At 65.0% G+C, this 19,895-nt stretch carries 17 protein-coding genes, 1 tRNA gene and 1 pseudogene; 15 read left to right on the plus strand and 4 right to left on the minus strand.

Annotation, left to right across the window (positions count from 1 at the left end):
- Positions 1–170 precede the first annotated feature (170 nt).
- Positions 171–1,592 (minus strand): coniferyl aldehyde dehydrogenase, encoded by a 1,422-nt coding sequence (locus tag FJ972_RS05350; protein ID WP_140525008.1) that lies wholly within the window; start codon positions 1,590–1,592, stop codon positions 171–173.
- A gap of 190 nt (positions 1,593–1,782) precedes the next feature.
- Between FJ972_RS05350 and recQ the strand changes: the two genes are divergently transcribed.
- Entirely contained in the window at positions 1,783–3,624 is a 1,842-nt protein-coding gene (recQ, locus tag FJ972_RS05355) for a DNA helicase RecQ (RefSeq protein WP_140525009.1), read from the plus strand.
- Positions 3,625–3,703: 79 nt separating this feature from the next.
- Here the strand turns inward: recQ and FJ972_RS05360 are convergent.
- A tRNA-Ser gene (locus FJ972_RS05360) sits at positions 3,704–3,793 on the minus strand.
- A 574-nt stretch (positions 3,794–4,367) separates the two neighbouring features.
- Here FJ972_RS05360 and FJ972_RS05365 point away from each other — a divergent pair.
- The 3 genes from FJ972_RS05365 to FJ972_RS05375 all read left to right on the plus strand — a co-directional run bounded on the left by FJ972_RS05365 (position 4,368) and on the right by FJ972_RS05375 (position 6,131).
- Positions 4,368–5,036 (plus strand): 50S ribosomal protein L21, encoded by a 669-nt coding sequence (locus FJ972_RS05365; RefSeq protein ID WP_140525010.1) that lies wholly within the window; start codon positions 4,368–4,370, stop codon positions 5,034–5,036.
- 100 nt (positions 5,037–5,136) lie between these two features.
- Positions 5,137–5,406 (plus strand): 50S ribosomal protein L27, encoded by a 270-nt coding sequence (gene rpmA / locus FJ972_RS05370; RefSeq protein ID WP_140493012.1) that lies wholly within the window; start codon positions 5,137–5,139, stop codon positions 5,404–5,406.
- A 137-nt stretch (positions 5,407–5,543) separates the two neighbouring features.
- Positions 5,544–6,131 carry a GNAT family N-acetyltransferase gene (locus tag FJ972_RS05375; protein ID WP_181173480.1) on the plus strand — a complete coding sequence of 196 codons (588 nt, stop codon included), beginning with the start codon at positions 5,544–5,546 and terminating at the stop codon, positions 6,129–6,131.
- 194 nt (positions 6,132–6,325) lie between these two features.
- Here the strand turns inward: FJ972_RS05375 and FJ972_RS05380 are convergent, their stop codons facing one another.
- Positions 6,326–7,195, minus strand: coding sequence for an endonuclease/exonuclease/phosphatase family protein (locus FJ972_RS05380; RefSeq protein WP_140525012.1), 870 nt, complete (start codon positions 7,193–7,195; stop codon positions 6,326–6,328).
- A gap of 129 nt (positions 7,196–7,324) precedes the next feature.
- On the opposite strand from FJ972_RS05380, the gene obgE reads away from it, so the two are divergent.
- From obgE to FJ972_RS05405, 5 genes are all read left to right on the plus strand, one after another.
- Positions 7,325–8,356, plus strand: a complete 1,032-nt coding sequence (obgE, locus tag FJ972_RS05385; protein ID WP_140493021.1) for a GTPase ObgE — start codon at positions 7,325–7,327, stop codon at positions 8,354–8,356.
- A gap of 7 nt (positions 8,357–8,363) precedes the next feature.
- Complete coding sequence (gene proB, locus FJ972_RS05390; protein ID WP_140525076.1) at positions 8,364–9,503, plus strand: glutamate 5-kinase; 1,140 nt, start codon at positions 8,364–8,366, stop codon at positions 9,501–9,503.
- Between the two features lie 3 nt (positions 9,504–9,506).
- Positions 9,507–10,793 carry a glutamate-5-semialdehyde dehydrogenase gene (locus FJ972_RS05395; RefSeq protein WP_140525013.1) on the plus strand — a complete coding sequence of 429 codons (1,287 nt, stop codon included), beginning with the start codon at positions 9,507–9,509 and terminating at the stop codon, positions 10,791–10,793.
- Between the two features lie 248 nt (positions 10,794–11,041).
- The gene (locus tag FJ972_RS05400) at positions 11,042–11,629 is read left to right on the plus strand and encodes a nicotinate-nucleotide adenylyltransferase (RefSeq protein WP_140525077.1); all 588 of its coding nucleotides are present in this window, start codon (positions 11,042–11,044) and stop codon (positions 11,627–11,629) included.
- A gap of 101 nt (positions 11,630–11,730) precedes the next feature.
- Positions 11,731–13,029: an MFS transporter gene (locus FJ972_RS05405; RefSeq protein ID WP_140517515.1), complete on the plus strand. Its 1,299-nt coding sequence runs from the start codon at positions 11,731–11,733 to the stop codon at positions 13,027–13,029.
- Here FJ972_RS05405 and FJ972_RS05410 read toward each other — a convergent pair whose 3' ends face one another.
- A complete protein-coding gene (locus FJ972_RS05410) occupies positions 13,030–13,881 on the minus strand; it encodes a mechanosensitive ion channel family protein (RefSeq protein ID WP_140525015.1) in 852 nt (283 codons plus the stop codon).
- 239 nt (positions 13,882–14,120) lie between these two features.
- Here FJ972_RS05410 and rsfS point away from each other — a divergent pair, with 239 nt between their 5' ends.
- The 6 genes and pseudogenes from rsfS (at position 14,121) to FJ972_RS05440 (ending at position 19,876) form a co-directional block, all read left to right on the plus strand.
- Positions 14,121–14,501 carry a ribosome silencing factor gene (rsfS, locus tag FJ972_RS05415; protein WP_413466337.1) on the plus strand — a complete coding sequence of 127 codons (381 nt, stop codon included), beginning with the start codon at positions 14,121–14,123 and terminating at the stop codon, positions 14,499–14,501.
- Between the two features lie 84 nt (positions 14,502–14,585).
- Complete coding sequence (gene rlmH, locus FJ972_RS05420; RefSeq protein ID WP_140525017.1) at positions 14,586–15,068, plus strand: 23S rRNA (pseudouridine(1915)-N(3))-methyltransferase RlmH; 483 nt, start codon at positions 14,586–14,588, stop codon at positions 15,066–15,068.
- 167 nt (positions 15,069–15,235) lie between these two features.
- Positions 15,236–16,615 (plus strand): murein hydrolase activator EnvC family protein, encoded by a 1,380-nt coding sequence (locus FJ972_RS05425; protein ID WP_140525018.1) that lies wholly within the window; start codon positions 15,236–15,238, stop codon positions 16,613–16,615.
- Position 16,616: 1 nt separating this feature from the next.
- Positions 16,617–17,948, plus strand: a complete 1,332-nt coding sequence (locus tag FJ972_RS05430; protein ID WP_181165202.1) for a S41 family peptidase — start codon at positions 16,617–16,619, stop codon at positions 17,946–17,948.
- Positions 17,949–18,146: 198 nt separating this feature from the next.
- Positions 18,147–19,322 (plus strand): divergent polysaccharide deacetylase family protein, encoded by a 1,176-nt coding sequence (locus FJ972_RS05435; protein ID WP_140525019.1) that lies wholly within the window; start codon positions 18,147–18,149, stop codon positions 19,320–19,322.
- A gap of 30 nt (positions 19,323–19,352) precedes the next feature.
- A pseudogene (locus FJ972_RS05440) lies at positions 19,353–19,876 on the plus strand (RNA pyrophosphohydrolase).
- Positions 19,877–19,895: the final 19 nt, after the last annotated feature.

The raw sequence follows: 19,895 nt of genomic DNA on the forward strand, positions 1-19,895 counted from the left end.
TCCGGAGAGGCGCGGGTCTGTTGCCTGGGCGCTTGCGCGCCGCGGTACTCGAAACGTGGCCGCAGGAAATGGAGCCTGCCGAATCATGGTGAAGATAGGCTTAACGCGCGGACGCCATGTGATCGCGCAGGCATGTGATCGCGTTGCCGGCGGCGGGCGGTGCACGTCGTTCAAGTCATGTGCCTGAGCAGGCCGAAAAGCCGTTCGAAGGTCTTGCCGTAGGGCGGACGCAGAAGGCTTCCCGCGCTCAAGCGCGACTGCAGGAAAACCGGCTTCTCCTTGCTGAAGGTGCGAAAGCCCCATTCCCCGTGATAGGCGCCCATGCCGCTGGCGCCGACGCCGCCGAAGGGTTGGTTCTCCTGCACCAGATGCAGCATGCAATCGTTGATGGTGACGCCGCCGGCGATGGTCTCGTGCAGGATGCGTTGCCGGTTGCCGCCGTCTCGCCCGAACCAGTAGAGCGCCAGCGGCCGGTCGGCCCGGTTGACATGGGCGATGGCGTCGTCGATCCCGGCATATTCGAGGATCGGCAGCACCGGCCCGAAAATCTCCTCGCGCATCAGCCGCAGGTCGGGATCGGCGTTCCTGACCAGGGTCGGCGGCAATTTGCGGCCTGTGGCGCCGAACGCCTCGCCGGCCGGGTTGATTTCGGTGACATCGGCGCCGGCGTCGCGGGCTTCCGCGATCATGGCCCGCAGGCGCTGATAATGTCGGTCGCTGACGATGGCGGTATAGTCCGGATTGTCGCGCAGGCTGGGGTAGAGCTTCGCCATAGCCGTTGCGAGCTTGGCGGCGACCGTTTCCGCCTGTCCCTTGGGCACCAGCAGGTAGTCCGGCGCGATGCAGGTCTGCCCGGCATTGAGGAGCTTGCCATAGGCGACGCTGGCCGCCGCCGCATCGAGGTCGCATGAGGGGTCGAAGATCGCCGGCGACTTGCCGCCGAGTTCCAGCGTGACCGGGGTCAGGTTGGCCGCGGCGGCCAATGCGACCTGGCGGCCGACGGCCGTCGAGCCGGTGAACAGCAGGTGATCGAAAGGCATCGACACGAAAGCCTTGCCGACCTCCGCGTCGCCGGTGATGACGCCGAGTTCGTCCGGTGCGAAATGCTCGGCGGCCAGGCGCGCCAGCAGCGCTGAAAAGGCGGGCGTCAATTCGGATGGTTTGACCAGCACGCGATTGCCCGCGGCGAGCGCCGCGGTGACCGGCGCGACGGCGAGCTGGAAAGGGTAATTCCAGGGCGATACGATGCCGACGACACCGAGCGGCTGCGCGACGAGGCGGTTCCTGCCCGGCAGGAAGGGCAAGGTGGTGGCGACGCGGCGTTCCCGCATCCAGCCTTTTAGGTGGGACAGTGCGTGGCGGATGCCGGCCCGCACCACGAACAGTTCGGCAAGGCGGGTCTCATGCGCCGAGCGGCCGCCAAAGTCGGTGTCGATCGCAGCGCAGATGTGAGCCTCATGCTTTTCCGTGAGCGCCAGCAGCCGGGCGAGGCGATCCTTGCGGACATCGAGGCCCGGAAAGGGCTGCGCCTCGAATGCGGCGCGCTGCTGCTTGAAGCGTTCGCCGAGAGCATCCTGTCTGGTCTGCAGCATCGCTCTCTCCCTGGTCGTCCCGGGCAAGCTTACATCGCAGCACGTGAGGGAATCCAGCAGGGGTGCTGATGTCGCAGGGGAAGGCGCGAATTGGAGCCGGTGGACATGCCACCCCGCGCATCCACGGATAGCGTTCCGGCGATCTTCGCTTTAAGAACGTTGCCTCAGCCAAACCGGGGACCATTGCGAGATGCCAATATCGACGGCAAGTGTTCCGCCGGATGCACCAGACCGCAAGCAACGCGTGCTGAAGGACGTGTTCGGCTTCGACGATTTTCGTCCCGGCCAGGCCGAAATCATGGACGCGCTGCTGGGCGGACGCCATGTGCTGGCCGTCATGCCGACGGGTGCGGGCAAATCGCTCTGCTACCAGGTTCCGGCGCTGGTCCTGGGCGGCCTTGCGATCGTCGTCTCACCGCTGGTGGCGCTGATGCAGGATCAGGTCGCGGCGTTGCGCCTTGCCGGCGTGTCAGCCGATACGATCAACTCCTCGATCGAGCGCGAGGCCAATGTGGCGGCATGGCGCCGTGTCGCCTCCGGCCAGACGCGCCTGCTCTACCTTGCGCCGGAGCGGCTGATGACCGAGCGGATGCTCGACGCGCTGGCCAGGCTCGACGTCAGCCTGATCGCCGTCGACGAGGCGCATTGCATCTCGCAATGGGGCCCGGCGTTCCGGCGCGAATATGAGGATCTGTCGCGGCTGCGCTCCATCTTCCCGCGAGTGCCGATCATCGCGCTGACGGCGACGGCGGACGAGGCTACCCGCACCGATATCGAAGCGCGTCTGTTTGCCGGGCGCGCCGAAACCGTGGTGCTGGGTTTCGACCGGCCGAACATCAAGCTTGCCCTCGAGGCCAAGCAGGACAGCAAGCGCCAGTTGCTGCGCTTCGTCGAGCGTCACGCGGGCAAAAGCGGCATCGTCTACTGCCTGTCACGCAAGAAGACCGAGGAGATGGCGGCCTTCCTCGAGAAGAACGGCGTCACCGCGCTCGCCTATCACGCCGGGATGAGCAAGGAGACGCGTGAGGCGAATCAGAACGCCTTCATGACGCTCTCCGGCGTCGTCATGGTGGCGACCATCGCCTTCGGCATGGGCATCGACAAGCCCGACGTCGCCTATGTCTTCCACACCGACCTGCCGGGCAGCCTTGAAGCCTATTATCAGGAGATCGGTCGCGCGGGCCGCGACGGGCGGGCGGCCGAGGCGCATATGCTTTACGGGCTCGGCGACATCCGCATGCGGCGCCTGTTCATCGACGACGAAGAATCATCACCTGAACACAAGAGGCGCGGGCATCGCCGGCTCGATACGTTGATCGGCTATTGCGAGGCGGTACAGTGCCGCCGCCAGATCCTGCTCGGCTATTTCGGCGAACAGGCAGCGCCCTGCGGCAATTGCGACAATTGCCTCGACCAGGCGCCGCGTGCCGATGGCGGAACGGAAGCGCGGATCATCCTGACGGCCGTCGCGCAGACCGGCGAGCGCTTCGGCGCCGCCCATGTCATCGACATCCTGCTCGGCCACGAGACGGAGAAAGTACTGGCGAGAGGCCATCAAACGCTGACCAGTTTCCGGGCCGGCGCGGCGCATAGGAAAACGGTCTGGCTGTCGCTTATCCGGCAACTGGTCGCCGGCGGGTTCCTTGTGCCGGATCCGGACGGCCATGGCGGCCTCGCCATTTCCGAAAGCGGCCGCGCCCTCGGGCGCGGCGAGGTTGCGTTCCATTATCGCGTCGAGATGCGGGACCCTCTCGCGCGCGGCAGGAAGCGATCCGGGGAAGGCTCCGCCGCCGGCGCCGAGGGTGTGGATGCATCGCTGCTGGGCGCGCTCAAGGCGCTGCGGCTGCGGCTGGCCAAGGAGCGGCAGGTGCCGGCCTATGTCGTGTTCTCCGACCGCACGCTGATCGACATGGCCGAACGCCGCCCGCGCGACCTCGACGCGTTCGCCGAGGTGAATGGCGTGGGAGCGGCAAAGCTTAGGGAATTCGGGGAAATTTTTCTGGGCGCAATCGCGGGACATCATCCGAATTGAGCTGAACCGGTTGGCGCGTCACGCCCAGGCTACAGCGGGTAAACTGTTACCCATGTCTCCGGGCTGTACAGAAGCAGGATGGCGGAGAGGGAGGGATTCGAACCCCCGATGGGCTTGCACCCATGCCGCATTTCGAGTGCGGTGCATTCGACCACTCTGCCACCTCTCCGCGGTCATGGTCGGCCGTTGCCGGCGCGGCGCACTAGATAACGGCTGAACGGGCAGGTTACAAGGCCAAATCGGCCGGAAACTCAGCTTGCGTCAGAGGCTGGCCCGGAGCGACGCCGTCCCGACCGCGGTAGACGATGCCGGACACTGCGCCGGCCAGGAAACCGGCCAAGATTTCGAACTCCGATTAACGAGGCATAGGGACGCCAGTCCGGCGGTGCCGGCGACCTCCTGATAGGAATTTTTTCTTGACGGGATGAAGGCAACTATGGTAGAGATCTGGTTATGGTGCTGAGTTGCGCCAGGGACCCGCCGCACAGGCGGGTTTTTCCGTTCAAGGCTCCATCAACAGCGCGCCGACGAAAGCTCCGAAGGAACCCGTTAGCCCGGATTCGTTGCCCTGAGAATCTGGCCGTTTGCCTTGACTCGCAACAAACCTTCGGTTAGGGACAGCGCGCAATCGGCGTGGAGGGTTCTTCCGCGCCGCTTGTTTTTTGAACCCGCAGACTGACAAAAAGACGGCCGAACCGCCACAGGCGGTTCATCGAGGCCGACCGAACAGCGAAAGGCAAAAAATGTTCGCAGTCATCAAAACGGGCGGCAAGCAGTATCGCGTCGCCGCCAACGATCTCCTGAAGATCGAAAAAGTCGAAGCCAATGTCGGCGACATCGTCGAGATCGGCCACGTGCTCGCGCATGGCGAGGGCGAGAATGTCACGTTCGGCGCGCCGTTCGTCGACGGCGCGGTCGTCACCGCCGAAGTCGTCGAGCAGGGCAAGAACCGCACGGTCATCGCTTTCAAGAAGCGCCGCCGCCAGAATTCGCGCCGCAAGATCGGCCATCGCCAGTTGCTGACCACGGTCAGGATCTCCGAGATCCTGCTGGGCGGCGCCAAGCCGGCCAAGAAGACCGCTGCCAAGGCGGAAGCCAAGGCCGAGGTAGCCGCCGACGCGGCGCCGAAGGAAGCCAAGGCCAAGAAGGATGCCCCGAAGGAAGAGGCAAAGGCCGAGACCGCGGCAGCGCCGCTGTTCAAGGCGCCGAAGGGCGAGCCGGACGATCTGACCGTGATCAAGGGCATCGGCCCGGTCGCCGCCAAGGATCTCAACGAACAGGGCATCATCACCTTCGCCCAGCTCGCCAAGCTGACCGAGAAGGATGTGGCCAAGATCGACGAGAACATGCCGTTCAGCGCCGAGCAGATCAAGGACTGGCGCGAGCAGGCCAAGGAACTGGCAAAGAAGTAAGGCGAACCGGCGCGAAACGTCGCCGGATCGGACTTGAAACGGAACGCGAACGCGTTCATAAGACCATTCAAGCGCCCTTGGGCGCATCGGAGTTAGTTAGATGGCACACAAGAAAGCTGGCGGCTCGTCGCGCAACGGTCGCGACTCGCATTCCAAGCGTCTGGGCGTGAAGAAGTTCGGCGGCGAAGCCGTCATCCCGGGCAACATCATCATTCGTCAACGCGGCACCACCTGGCATCCCGGCGTCAATGTCGGCATGGGCACGGATCACACCCTTTTCGCGCTCGAAGCCGGCGCCGTGACGTTCAACAAAAAAGCCAACGGCCGAACCTACGTATCGGTCAACCCGATTACCAAAGCAGCGGAGTAGCCGGTTCCGCACCACAACACCGGCAGCCCATCTCGGGAACCGGTGTCTGGAAGCCAGAAGGTTTGGCAAAGCCAGGAAAAGGATCAGGGGAGATGGGTTTCCATCTCCCTTTTTTCTTGTGCCTGGAGGACTTTGACATGGTTGCCGAAGCGGAAGACTCAGAAGACGAAAGTTATGCGATCGATTGCCCGGTGCTGGCCACCGAGCGGCTGGTGATGCGGGCTCCGCGCGAAAGCGATATCGCGCAATTGGTCGAGCTCGCCGACAATCGTCATGTCGCCGAGATGCTGGCGCGCATGCCGCATCCCTATGGCGAGGCCGAGGCACGCGCTTTCCTGGCCATGACCAAGTCGCGCCGCGCCGGCATCGCCTATGCGCTGACGCTGGCGGGCACCGAAACCTTCGTTGGCTGCGCCGGATTGAATACCACCGACCGCGGACTGGAGCTCGGCTACTGGATCGGTGAGCCCTATTGGAAGCGCGGCTTCGCCACCGAGGCGTCGCACGCCCTGGTCGATCTCGCGTTCCAGCGGACAAACATCCAGGTGCTTCATGCCTCGACGCGGGTCATCAATCCGGCCTCGCGCCGGGTGATCCACAAATGCGGCTTCCAGTATGCGGGCCAGGGCATGCTGAACTCGATCGTCGCCGGCCAGGTGCCCGTCGAGCGTTACCGCCTCGACCGGAAGACATGGACCAGCCTGCGCAACTGGGTACATTTTTGATGTGTGCCGATATTCAGGTGAGGCCGGCCTGCAAACGCTGATTTTCTGCGCTTCCGGTGCTCGCGTACCTTAAGTACGCTCCGCTCCGGTTCTCGAAAACCAACGTTTTCGGCTCGGCCTGACCTGAATCTCAGCACACATCGGCGCTGGGCCTCTGGTCAAAGGTTCGGAAAGAAACGTGCATCGATTTGGGCTCAGCCCAGTTCGGCCCATACCGGCAGATGGTCCGAGCCAACAGCCTTTCGGTCGACCCACAGGCGCTTCAGCGACCGGGCAAGCGAGGCGCTGGTGAAGATATAGTCGATACGCTTGTGGCGGTCGGTATTGCCGGGGTCCTTGGGGTCGACCCAGCTGACGAGATCGTCGCCGGCGACATTGAGGCGCAGGGCGGCATCGACGGCGAAGTCGGCGGTCAGCGGCATGCCGAATTCGTGGTCCGGCCGGCCGGCGAGTTCGACATATTCGGGCGATCCGGCCAGCATGTTGAAGTCGCCCATGCCGACGAAGGCCTCGGGGTGCGGCAGTTCCGGCAGGCCGATCTCGGCGACGCCGGACAGCGCGCCGCCTTCAAGCGCATAGTTCAACAGGCGCCGGCGCAGGAACTGGATCTGGCTGGCGCGCTCGACCGGGCTGCGGTGATCGAGATGGATGGAATAGAAGCGGATGAAACCAAGCGGCGTCTCGATCAGCGCCTCCAGCGCGCCGCGCTGGAAGTTCATCATCTCGAAGCTGCGGCTTCGCGGCAGGAGCAGGTTGCGCGACAGATGAATGGGCGTCTTCGACAGCACCATGTTGCCGAGCTGGAAGGTGGTGGTGATGGCGCGGCCGTTTTCGATGCGCGAGCCGATATTGGCCTCGAAATTGCTGCCATAGACGGCGAAATAGTCGGGCAGCGCCTCGCCGATCTCGGCGACCATGTCGCGTCCGCCGTTCCTGGGATTGTTGCGGGTGACCTCCTGCAGCGCGATGACATCGGCGCCGCGCACGGCGTCGGCGATACGCCCGACATCGTACTGCCCATCGAGGCCGATGCCGTACTGGATGTTGTAGGTTACAAGCTTCATGCCGACATCTCCGGCCAACCCCACGCGGCCACTGTCACAAAACGGCCTCGCCCTTCGCCGCGCCTTGGTTTAGAGCAAGGCGCAAGGTTTAGAGCAATGCCGCAAGGCCAATAAAGAAACTGCTGTCCGATGAAATTTCTCGATCAAGCCAAGGTCTATGTCCGCTCCGGCGACGGGGGCGCGGGTTCCGTGTCGTTCCGGCGCGAGAAATTCATCGAGTTCGGCGGACCGGACGGCGGCGATGGCGGCCGCGGCGGCGACGTCTGGCTGGAAGCGGTCGACGGGCTGAACACGCTGATCGACTACCGCTACCAGCAGCATTTCAAGGCCAAGACCGGCACTCATGGCATGGGCCGCAACATGACCGGCGCCAAGGGCGCCGACGTCACGCTGAAAGTGCCGGCTGGAACGCAGGTGTTCGAAGAGGACAACGAGACGCTGATCTGCGACCTCACCGTGGTCGGCCAGCGCTTCCTGCTGGCCAAGGGCGGCAATGGCGGCTTCGGCAACCAGCATTTCAAGACCTCGACCAACCAGGCGCCGCGCCGCGCCAATCCGGGTCAGCCCGGCGAGGAGCTCAACATCTGGCTCAGGCTGAAGCTGATCGCCGATGCCGGGCTGGTCGGGTTGCCCAATGCCGGCAAATCGACCTTTCTCGCCTCCGTCACCGCCGCCAAGCCGAAGATCGCCGACTATCCCTTCACCACGCTGCATCCCGGCCTGGGGGTGGCACGCATCGATGCGCGCGAATTCGTCATCGCCGACATTCCCGGCCTCATCGAAGGCGCGCATGAGGGCGTCGGCATCGGCGATCGCTTCCTTGGCCATGTCGAGCGCACGCGCGTGCTGCTGCACCTGGTGTCGGCGCAGGAGGAGAACCCCGGCAAGGCCTACAAGACCGTGCGCGCCGAACTCGAAGCCTATGGCCATGGCTTGACCGACAAGGCCGAGATACTGGCCCTTTCGCAGGTCGACACGCTTGATGCGGATGAGCGCAAGAAGAAGGTCGCGTCGCTGAAGCGCGCCGCCGGCCGTGCGCCGATGCTTCTGTCGGCGGTCACCGGCGAAGGGGTCGAAGCGGTGCTGCGCGCGCTGATGGCGGTGGTGGCCGAAGCGCGCGACGCGATCGCGGCGCCGGTCGACACGCGCTGGGAAAAATAGCATGACCGTGCAGTCGCTGAAGAAATACCGACGCATCACCGTCAAGATCGGTTCGGCGCTTCTGGTCGACCGCACCGCTGGGCTGAAGCGCGACTGGCTGGCGTCGCTGGCCGACGACATCGCCGTGCTGGCTCAAGGCGGCGCGGAAATCCTGGTCGTGTCGTCGGGCGCCATCGCGCTGGGCCGTACCATTCTGGATCTTGGAAAAAGGGCGCTGAAGCTCGAGGAGAGCCAGGCGGCCGCAGCCGTCGGCCAGATCGCGCTGGCCGGCGCCTGGTCGGATGCGCTCGGCAAGGGCGGGTTGAAATCGGGCCAGATCCTGCTCACGCTTGGCGACACCGAGGAGCGCCGCCGCTACCTCAACGCCCGGGCGACGATCTCGACGCTCTTGAAGATGAAGGCGGTGCCGGTCATCAACGAGAACGACACCGTGGCGACCTCCGAGATCCGCTATGGCGACAATGACCGGCTGGCCGCGCGGGTGGCGACGATGATGGGCGCCGACCTTTTGGTGCTGCTCTCGGATATAGACGGTCTCTACACCGCGCCGCCGGCGCGTGACCCGGAGGCCAAATTCGTCGCGGTGGTCGATCGCATCACGCCTGAGATCGAAGCGATGGCGGGCGCAGCGGCTTCCGAACTGTCGCGCGGCGGCATGCGCACGAAGCTCGACGCCGGCAAGATCGCCACCGCGGCCGGCACCGCCATGATCATTACCTCTGGCACGCGGCTTTCGCCGCTGATGGCGATCGAGCGCGGCGAGCGCGCCACCTTCTTCCGCCCGAGCGCCCATCCGGTGAAAGGCTACAAGAGCTGGATCGCCGGCCAGCTCGAACCGGCGGGAAGGCTGACCGTCGATGCCGGCGCCGTCGGGGCCCTGACGTCGGGCAAGTCGCTGCTGCCGGCCGGTGTGAAGCTGGTCAGCGGCAATTTCTCGCGCGGCGATACGGTGGCGATCCTGTCGCCCGAGGGCCGCGAGATCGCCCGCGGGCTGGTTGCCTATGATGCCGCGGATGCCGTAAGGATCGCAGGCCTGAAGACAACCGAAATCGAGACCGTGCTCGGCTACGAGGCGCGTTCGGCGATGATCCACCGCGACGACCTTGTGGTCAGCCTCGCGGGCGACCAAGTAACGGGCGGAGGATGAGCCATGCTGAAGCTGCATGAAAAATCCCGGAACGATACAGTGGCGACGATGGCCGACCTCGGCCGCCGTGCCCGCGCCGCCGCACGACCGCTGGCCATCGCCACGACAGCCGCCAAGAACGCGGCACTTGCCGCCATGGCGGAGGCGATCATCGCCCGCGAGCGAGCCATACTTGACGCCAATGCCATCGACATCGCGAACGGGCATGAAGCCGGTCTGTCGGCGTCCTCCATGGACCGGCTGAAGCTCAATCCAGCCCGCATCCGCGCCATGGCCGACGGCATTCGCGAAATTGCCGAACTCGGCGATCCCGTCGGCGACGTGATCGCCAGTTGGGAGCGGCCGAACGGCCTCAGGATCGAGCGCGTGCGCACGCCGCTCGGCGTCATCGGCGTCATCTATGAGAGCCGGCCGAACGTCACGGCGGATGCCGGCGCGCTCTGCCTCAAGGCCGGCAACCCGGTGATCCTGCGCGGCGGCTCGGATTCGCTGAACTCGTCGTCGGTGATCCACGCCTGCCTGGTCGACGGCTTGAAGGCAGCCGGCCTGCCTCAGGACGCCATCCAGCTTGTGCCGACCGCCGACCGCGCCGCCGTCGGCGAAATGCTGAAGGGCCTCGGCGGCAATCTCGACGTCATCATCCCGCGCGGCGGCAAGAGCCTGGTCGAGCGGGTGCAGACCGAGGCCCGCGTGCCGGTCTTCGCGCATCTCGAAGGCATCTGCCATCTCTATGTCGACCGCTCGGCCAAGCTCGACATGGCGGTCGGCATCGCCGTCAACGCCAAGATGCGGCGCACCGGCATCTGCGGCGCTGCCGAAACGCTGCTGGTCGACCGTGCGGTTGCCTCCACCCACCTGGTGCCGATCCTCGACGCCTTGCGCGCCGCCGGCTGCGAGATCCATGCCGATGCCGAGGTGCTGAAGCTGTTCTTCGACGCCAAGCCGGCGACCGATGCCGACTGGGTCACCGAATATCTCGACGCCGTCATCGCGGTGAAGCTGGTCGACGGTGTCGCTGGCGCAATCGAGCATATCGAGACTTTCTCCTCGCATCACACCGAGGCGATCGTCGCCGAGGACGCGCAGGCGGTGGAACGGTTCTTCAACGAGATCGACTCGGCGATCCTGCTGCACAACGCCTCAACGCAGTTCGCCGATGGCGGCGAGTTCGGCATGGGCGCCGAGATCGGCATCGCCACCGGCAAGATGCACGCGCGCGGGCCCGTTGGCGTCGAGCAGCTGACCTCGTTTAAATACCGCGTGCGCGGCTCGGGACAGGTGAGGCCTTGACGCTTTTCGTCCAAAGGGCTTGAAGCTTGCGCCCAGCCACCCCCCTCTGTCCTGCCGGACATCTCCCCCGCAAGGGGGGAGATCGGCTGATATTTTTGGTTTCGCCGATCTTCAATGCTGCAAGATTTGTGCCTTCACCGAAGCTGCTAATCTCCCCCCTAGCGGGGGAGATGTCCGGCAGGACAGAGGGGGGTGCCTAGCGAATGCTTTCCCTGCCTGAGCAAGCTATCCCGTCCAGCTACCTCAAAATGCCGCATGCCGGCAAAGGCCTTGCCGTCGGCCTGTTCGGCGGCTCGTTCAATCCGCCGCATGCCGGCCACGCGCTGGTCGCCGAGATCGCGCTCAGGCGGCTGGCGCTCGATCAGCTGTGGTGGATGGTCACCCCGGGCAATCCACTGAAGAACACGCACGAGCTGGCGCCGCTGGCCGAGCGGCTGCGCCTGTCCGAACGGATCGCCAAGAACCCGAAGATCAAGGTAACCGCCTTCGAAGCGGCGCATCATGTGCGCTACACCGCCGACGCGCTGGCGCTGGTCAAGGCGCGCAATCCCGGCGTCGACTTCGTCTGGATCATGGGCGCCGACAGCTTGCGCGATTTCCACCGCTGGCAGCGCTGGCGCGAAATCGTCATGACCTTCCCGATCGCGGTCATCGACCGTCCGGGCGCGACGCTGTCGTTCCTGTCGTCGGTCGTGGCCAAGACCTTCGACTATGCCCGCGTCGACGAAGGCGATGCGCCAAGGCTCGCCCGCATGAAGGCGCCCGCGTGGACCTTCATCCACGGCCCGCGCTCGTCGCTGTCGTCGACGGCTATCCGCGAGCAGGCGAAGGGCTGATCGGTACGCACAGCGCCCTTTCTTCGCAAGGAGGAAGGCAAGTCCGGCAATGTCGCTTTTGCGGCGGCCTTTCGTCATCGAATGGATGATCTTGCGCTGATATGACCACTCTCGTGAAAAGCCAAACCGAAACGGAACCGAGGCACGGCGACACGCCCACGCCGCTGATCGCGATTGCCAGCGTCGTGGTGTCGATGGCGCTGATCGCCATCGGCAACGGGCTGATGTTCGCTTACATCCCCGTCCGGCTCGGCGTGGAAGGCTTCGATCCGACCTGGGCCGGTCTGATCGTCACCGGTCTGTCGGCGGGTGGTCTCGCCGGCTGCATCCTGACCGGACCGCTGGTGCGCAGGGTTGGCCATGCCCGTGCCTTCATGGTGCTGTCGGCGCTGATCGCGCTGTCGAATGCCGCAATCGGCGCCGGGCCGCACCCCCTGTTGTGGATCGCGGCGCGCGCTCTCTACGGCTTTGCCATATGTGGGCTTTTCATCGTCGCGCAGAGCTGGCTCAACGATGCCGTGGCCAACGCCATACGCGGCAGGGTAATGGCCGTCTTCTACGTCGCCTATGTCGGCGGGCTCGGCATCGGCTATGCGACGCTGGCGCTGGTCGACATCAGGACGGCGGATGCATCGCTGATCGGCATAGCCTTCACCGCGCTATCCATCCTGCCCGTCGGGATGACCCGGCTGGCCCAGCCGCCGGCGCCGCAGGCGGCATCGGTGGCGCTGCGCCGGGCCTGGCGGATTTCGCCGGTCGGCGTCGCCGGCATGCTGGCGGTCGGTGGCCTGTCCATGTCGATTTCCGGTTTTGCGCCGATCCACGCCACCGCGAAGGGGTACAGCCAGGCCGACGTGGCGCTGCTGCTTTCGGTGATGCCGCTCGGCACGCTGATCCTGCAGGTTCCGCTCGGCTGGATTTCCGATCGCACCGATCGCCGCTATGTGCTGGTCGCGGCATCCGCGATCGCCGCGGCGGCAGGGATGTTTGCGCTCGGCTTCGACGGCGGTACGCTGGCGGTGCTGCTGGTGATTTATGTGATGTGGGACGGCGCCTCGGAATCGATCTACTCGTTGGCCAGTGCCCACGCCGCCGACCGCGCCGGCAAGGACGACATGGTGGCGCTGTCGAGTTCCTTGTTGTTTGCCTGGTCGCTGTCCGGCTTCATCGTGCCGGGCATCGTGACCGCGCTGTCAGCCGTCTTCGGCACGCAGGCCTTCATCTATGTAACAGTGGTCATCGCCTGCGTCTTCTGCCTGTTCGTGCTTTTGCGCGTGTTCACCGCGCGGCCGGTGCCGGCAACCGAAACCGGCAGCTTCGCGCCGATGACGGCGCAAGCGCCATTGCCGGTGGAACTCGCCTTCGCGCCGGACGAACAGCACCGGCACAGGGGCGATTGACTATTGCCGGCGGGTTTCCGGCGCCGGGACCTGCGGTGGCGGCAGCGGGATCGATATGCGTTCGCGGTCGAACTCCTGCTTGGCCCGCTTGGTGAGGTCGGCCTGGGCGGCGAAGAAATCCGCCGATGATGTCCAGTAGCGCAAGGTGATCGAGACGGTGCTTTCGCCCAATGCCGCGACAAAGGCGGTCGGCGCCGGCTCACGCTTGACGCGGCGCTCGGCGGCGGCGATCGCAAGCAGCGTCTTCTGGGCGCGGTCGATGTCGTTCCAGGAGCCGATCGAGAGGGTGATGTCGCCGCGCCGCACGCCGTTGCGCGAAAAATTGCGCACCGGCTGGTTCCACAGCGTCGAGTTGGGCGCCAGGATGTAGACGCCTTCGGCGCTCCGGAGCTTGGTGGCGAAAAGGCCGATTTCCTCGATCGAGCCGGCAATGGACCCGACTTCGACGGATTCGCCGATGCGGAACGGCCGCAATGCCAAAAGCATGATCCCGGCGGCAATGTTCTGCAGCGTGCCTTGCAGCGCCAGGCCGATGGCCAGGCCGATGGCGCCGATCGCGGCGATGATCGAGGCCGTCTGCACGCCGAACTGGCCGAGCACCATGATGACGACCAGGACGAGGATGGCATAGCGGACGATCTTGGAAAAGAAGTGCCGCAGCGTCTGGTCAAAGCCGTGGATGTGGCCCAGGCCGGCAAAGATCGAGCGCTCGGCAAAGCCGGCGACGATGTAGCCGACAACCAGAAGGATGACGGCGCCGACCGCCGAAAGGGAATAGGAGACAATGAGCGCGCTGAGCTGAGAGAGCCCCGCCTGCACGGTCAGGAGGGCATTTTGCGGGTCGATCGGCATAATGGGATTCCGGTTGATCAATCAGCCGATAACCCCTGCGGAACGCCTGGGTTCCGATCTTTTGAGTGTCGCGCGGAACAAGCGGAGCCTCAATGAGTTCGCATGGAAGCGGGGCTCCGTCTTGAAACTGCAACGGAACTCTGCCTATCTAAGCGGTGTCACCCGCTTTCAGGGGTGATTTGGTTGTTCTTGCTGCGAAAGGAAATACACTGAGAACAGCACTGCGGAAGAAGGCCGACATCGTGCCTTCGCCGGCCGGGATCAGCGTAAACGACGCCGTGTCCCGCGCCATCAAGACAGTCCTTGCCAGTCTGGAAGACTCCAAGGCCGAAAACATCGTCTCAATCGACATTCAGGGAAAATCGAGCCTCGGCGACTACATGGTCGTCGCGTCGGGTCGATCGCACCGTCATGTCTCGGCTGTTGCCGATCATCTCCTCAAGGCGTTGAAGGATGCCGGCCTCGGCACGGCGCGTGTCGAGGGGCTGTCCGGCGCCGACTGGGTCCTGATCGATTCAGGCGACATTATCGTCCATGTCTTCCGCCCCGAAATCCGCGAATTCTACAATCTCGAAAAGATGTGGCAGGCGCCGGACCTCGAGGAAGAGACCTTGCACTGAGCCGGTTGGTTTGGATGCGTGCCGTGGTTCCTGGCCCATTGACGATTTTCGGGCGACACGCATCGGCGGCCCTCTGAGGCGAGGATGAAGATTACCGTTCATGCCGTGGGCCGGATGAAAAGCGGCCCCGAGAGAGAACTCGCCGACCGCTATTTCGAGCGTTTCTCCAAGAGCGGCCCGGCTGTCGGCCTCGAATTCTCCGGCATCGCCGAGATCGCCGAAGGCCGCGCCCAGAACGCCGATGAACGCCGGCGCGATGAAGGCGCAAGGCTGCAGGCGCAGTTGCAGCCCGGCTCGGCGCTGATCCTGCTCGACGAGCGCGGCAAGAACCTGTCCTCGGAAGATTTCGCCGGCCGCATCGGCCAGTTGCGCGACGCCGGCCGCAAGGCGCTGGCGCTGGCTATAGGCGGCGCTGACGGCCACGATCCGTCGTTGCGCGCGCAGGCCGAGCTGGTGATGTCTTTCGGTGCGCTGACATGGCCGCACCAATTGGTGCGGGTGATGCTGGCAGAGCAGCTCTACAGGGTCTCGACGATCCTGTCCGGCCACCCCTATCACAGAGCCTGAAGGTCGCATCGCACCGAATTCCGCCCCAATGCCGCGCAAGATCACCGCTTCGGGCCGGCTTTCCCTATTTTGCTCACCGGTGTGCGAAACCGCTGCACAGTTTTGGGCGATGCGCATTAATATGGTTGATGGTTCGTTAACGAAGCCGCAGATAGAGTCCATCCCGCATGGCTGAAGGCTGGAAATCGACGACGGGCTCATCGACAGCGGGCTCCTGGCGCGCGCGCTGCGGCATCGCGGCGGCGGTGGTCATCCTGTCGCTCAATGCCGCGTGGGCCGAGAACACGCTCGACACGGCCCCCGATCCGGGCCAGAGCCGCGCCGAATACGAACAGATCTCCAAGGAGATAAGCCTGTCGTCCGAGCGGCTGGCCAAGCTGGCCGCCGACATCGCCGCAGTCAAGAAGGACCACGCCTCGATCACCGCCGCGCTGATCCAGTCGGCAATGACCGAGCAAAAGCTTGGGCAGGATATCGAGGACATCGGCGCCAAGCTGGAGGGGCTGAAGACCCAGCAGCAGAAGATCCGCGCCTCGCTGATGGCGCGGCGCGACGTGCTGGCGGAGGTGCTGGGCGCATTGCAGCGCATGGGGCTGAACCCGCCGCCGGCGATCCTGGTCAAGCCGGAGGACGCGCTGTCGTCGGTGCGCAGCGCCATCTTGCTTGGCGCCGTGGTGCCTGAATTGCGCCAGCAGACCGACAGGCTCCTGGCCGACCTCAAGGAGCAGACAAGAGTGACGGCCTCGATCGAGGCCGAGCGGGCACGGCTGACGGCGGCAGTCGGCGAGCAGACTGCGGAAAAGAAGCGGCTCGGCATGCTGCTGGAAGCCAAGCAGAAGCTCGAAGCCGACACGCAGGCGCAGTTGTCGGCCGAGCGACAGCATTCCGAGGCGCTCGCGGCCAAGGCCAGCAGCCTGAAGGAATTGATCGCCTCGCTCGAAGCCCAGGCCGAACGCAACCGCAAGGCCGCGGATGCCGCAAAGGCCGCGGAGGCCGGCCAAGCCGGCGGCGACAAGGCGGGCGGCGACAAGGCGGGCAGGGATAAGGCGGGCGGCGATATGACGGCGTCGCTGCCGGTTCCCGAGGCCAACCGGCTTGCCGCTGCGGCACCCTTCTCGGCGCTGCAAGGACAGATCGCGCTGCCGGTCATCGGCCGCATCAAACGCCGGTTCGGCGCCGAAGACGGTAACGGCGCGGTGATGCTTGGGGACATGGTTGCGACACAATCGGGCGCCATCGTCACCGCACCGGCGGATGGGAATGTGCTTTATGCGGGGCCGTTTCGCTCCTACGGTCAACTCTTGATCCTGAATGCCGGCGACGGTTATCATGTCGTCCTGGCGGGGATGAGCAGAATCAGCGTCGCAACCGGCCAATCAGTGCTCGCAGGAGAGCCGGTCGGTGCGATGGGAGAGGCCCGGGTGGCAAGCACCTCGGCTTCGAAGAATGGAAATGCCACGCCGGAGCTCTATGTCGAGTTCCGCAAGGATGGAAAACCCGTCGATCCGACCCCATGGTGGGCGGACCGTTTTTCTGGAAGGACGTGAAATGATGCGGAAACTGTCGCTTCTGTTTGCCGGTGCGCTGATGGGCGCGTCCGCCATGAGCCTGGTCTATGGCGCGCCCGGCTCGGCAGCGAACGCTGCGGGGTCGGAGACCTACAAGCAACTGGCGATCTTCGGCGATATCTTCGAGCGGGTGCGGGCGCAGTATGTGACACCGCCCGACGACAAATCGCTGGTCGAGAACGCCATCAACGGCATGCTTGCCTCGCTCGACCCGCACTCCTCGTACATGAACGCCGAGCAGGCGCAGGACATGCGCGTGCAGACCAAGGGTGAATTCGGCGGCCTCGGCATCGAGGTCACCATGGAGAACGACCTGGTCAAGGTGATCACGCCGATCGACGATACGCCGGCCGCCAAGGCGGGCGTGCTGGCAGGCGATTACATCGCCAAGATCGATGGCGAGGAGGTTCGCGGCCTGACCCTGAACGACGCGGTCGACAAGATGCGCGGCCTGGTCAACACGCCGATCAAGCTCACCATCCTGCGCCAGGGCGCCGACAAGCCGATCGAGCTGACGGTCGTGCGCGACATCATCAAGGTCAAGGCGGTCAAGTTTCGGGTCGAGAACGACATCGGCTACATGAAGATCACCTCCTTCACCGAAAAGACCTATGACGACCTCGAGAATGCCATCGACACCATCAAGAAGCAGGTGCCGAACGACAAGCTCAAGGGCTATGTGCTCGATCTGCGCCTCAATCCCGGCGGTCTGCTCGATCAGGCGGTGAGCGTATCGGATGCCTTCCTCAACCGTGGCGAGATCGTTTCGACGCGCGGCCGCGATCCCAAGGACGTTACCCGCTTCGACGCCAAGTCCAAGCAGGTCGACGATATCGGCGGCAAGCCGCTGATCGTGCTGGTCAATGGCGGATCGGCGAGCGCGTCCGAAATCGTCGCTGGCGCGCTGCAGGACCTACGCCGCGCCACGGTGGTCGGAACGCAGTCCTTCGGCAAGGGTTCGGTGCAGACCATCATCCCGCTTGGCGAGAACGGCGCGCTCAGGCTGACGACGGCGCTCTATTACACGCCGTCCGGCAAGTCGATCCAGGGCAAGGGCATCACGCCCGACATCAAGGTCGACCAGCCGCTGCCGCCGGAACTGCAGGGCAGGGACCTGACGCGCGGCGAATCCGACCTCAAGGGCCACATCAAGGGTGCCGACGAGAGCTCGACCGGTTCGGGCTCGGCAGCCTATGTGCCGCCGGATCCGAAGAACGACCTCCAGCTCATCTATGCCGAGCAGCTTCTGCGCGGCCAGAAGACCGATCCGTCCTTCCCGCCCAATCCGCAGAAGGCTGTCCTCAACCAGTAACAGGTGGCGGCCAACAACGGGTCTGGCCGCCCGATGGAAGCAATGCGATGCTGCCGGGACCGAAAGGTTCCGGCAGTTTGATTCGGGGGTAACGCGAATCCCTCGATACAGGGCGCCAGGGGTGCGCCGGGGTTGAAGAATTCGCGCATGTCTCTTCGAAAGGTTCCATGTTCGAAGCCATGCGGACGGGGACAGGGCTTGGCTGATATCGGCAAGGACATCGAACGACCGCTCGGACTGACTGTCCGTCCGCCGCGCGCCGCCGGCAAGGTCAGCGTGGGTGCGCTCGTGGCTGCGTTCGTCGTGCTGGCCGTTGTCGGCGTCTCCGGCGCGATCGCGCTCAGGGACAAGCCGTTTCGCAAGCCGCAGGAAGTCGCGGTTTCGACGCCGAAAGTGGTGCCGGAGCCGACCGCTGCGCCGTCCGCTTTGGCGCCGGTCACGACGCCAAAGGCGGAAATGCCGGCCAAGGCTGGGGGCCCGCAGATCATCCATGTGCAGACAGAGGAAGGCGATGGTCCGCCCAAGGCGGCAATCGTCATCCGCGATCCGTCGACCATCGGCCAAAACCTGAAGATCGCGCATATTCCCGACAGGGCGCTGATCGAGGCCGGCGATGCCGGCCCCTTGCCGGTGCGCGCCGCAGACGGCCGGCGGCCCTTCGATGTCTACGCGCGGCCGTGGTCAGGCGCGCGCGGCGCCCGCGTGGCGATCGTCATCGGCGGGCTCGCGGTTTCACAGACCGGCACCCAGGCGGCCATCGCCAAGCTGCCGGCGGAAGTGACGCTGGCGTTCGCGCCGCAAGGCAACAGCATCGGCCGCTGGATGCAGGCCGCCCGGCAGAGCGGCCACGAGATCGTCATGCAGGTGCCGCTCGAACCGTTCGACTATCCCAATGTCAACCCCGGGCGCAACACGCTGACGGTGGCGGCGAGCGCGGAAGAGAACCTGAAGAACCTGCGCTGGGCACTGTCGCGGACGACGAACTATACCGGTGTCATGAACTATATGGGCGCGCGGTTTTCCGCCGACCCGGCGGCAATGGAACCCTTCATGGCCGAGCTCGGCAAACGCGGGCTCGCCTATATCGACGACGGCTCGTCGGCGCGTAGCCTGGCGCCGGATCTGGCGCTGAAGGACGGCGTGCCCTTCGTCTCCGGCGACACGGCGATCGACGCCGTGCAGGATCGCGGCGCCATCCTGAAGAAACTGGACAGCCTGGAGGCGACCGCCCGTGCCAAGGGAACCGCGGTCGGCATCGGCTCCGCTTTCGACCTGACGGTCGACACGGTGTCGTCATGGGCGGCCGAGGCCAAGAAACGCGGCATCGAGATCGTGCCGATTTCAGCGGTGGCGATCGATCCGCAAAAGGGCTAGCCACCGGGAAACAGCTTGAAAGACTGAATGATGCCGAAGACGAAGAAGGTCGACCGCGAGACGCTGCCCTACCGTCCCTGTGTCGGGCTGATGATCCTCAACGCCGAGGGCCTGGTCTGGGTCGGCCATCGCATAGCCGAGCCGGACAGCGAATTCGCCGGCACCACGCAGCTCTGGCAGATGCCGCAAGGCGGCATCGACAAGGGCGAGGAGCCCCTGCAGGCGGCGGAGGAGCGGAGCTCTATGAGGAGACCGGCATGCGCAGCGTCTCGCTGCTCGCCGAGGCGCCGGACTGGATCAACTATGATCTGCCGGACAACCTGGTCGGCGTCGCCTTCAAGGGGCGCTATCGGGGTCAGACGCAGCGATGGTTCGCCTTCCGCTTCCATGGCGATACCAGCGAGATCCAGATCAATCCGCCGCCCGGCGGCCACACCGCCGAATTCGACAAATGGTCGTGGCGGCCGATGCAGGAGCTGCCCGACCTGATCGTGCCGTTCAAGCGCAAGGTCTATGAAGACGTGGTGACGGCGTTCCGTCACCTTGTGCCATAGCTGGACGGGCCGAGGCCGC

Origin of the sequence: Mesorhizobium sp. B2-1-1 (assembly GCF_006442975.2) — a bacterium.
In the GTDB taxonomy this organism is placed as follows: Bacteria; Pseudomonadota; Alphaproteobacteria; order Rhizobiales; family Rhizobiaceae; genus Mesorhizobium.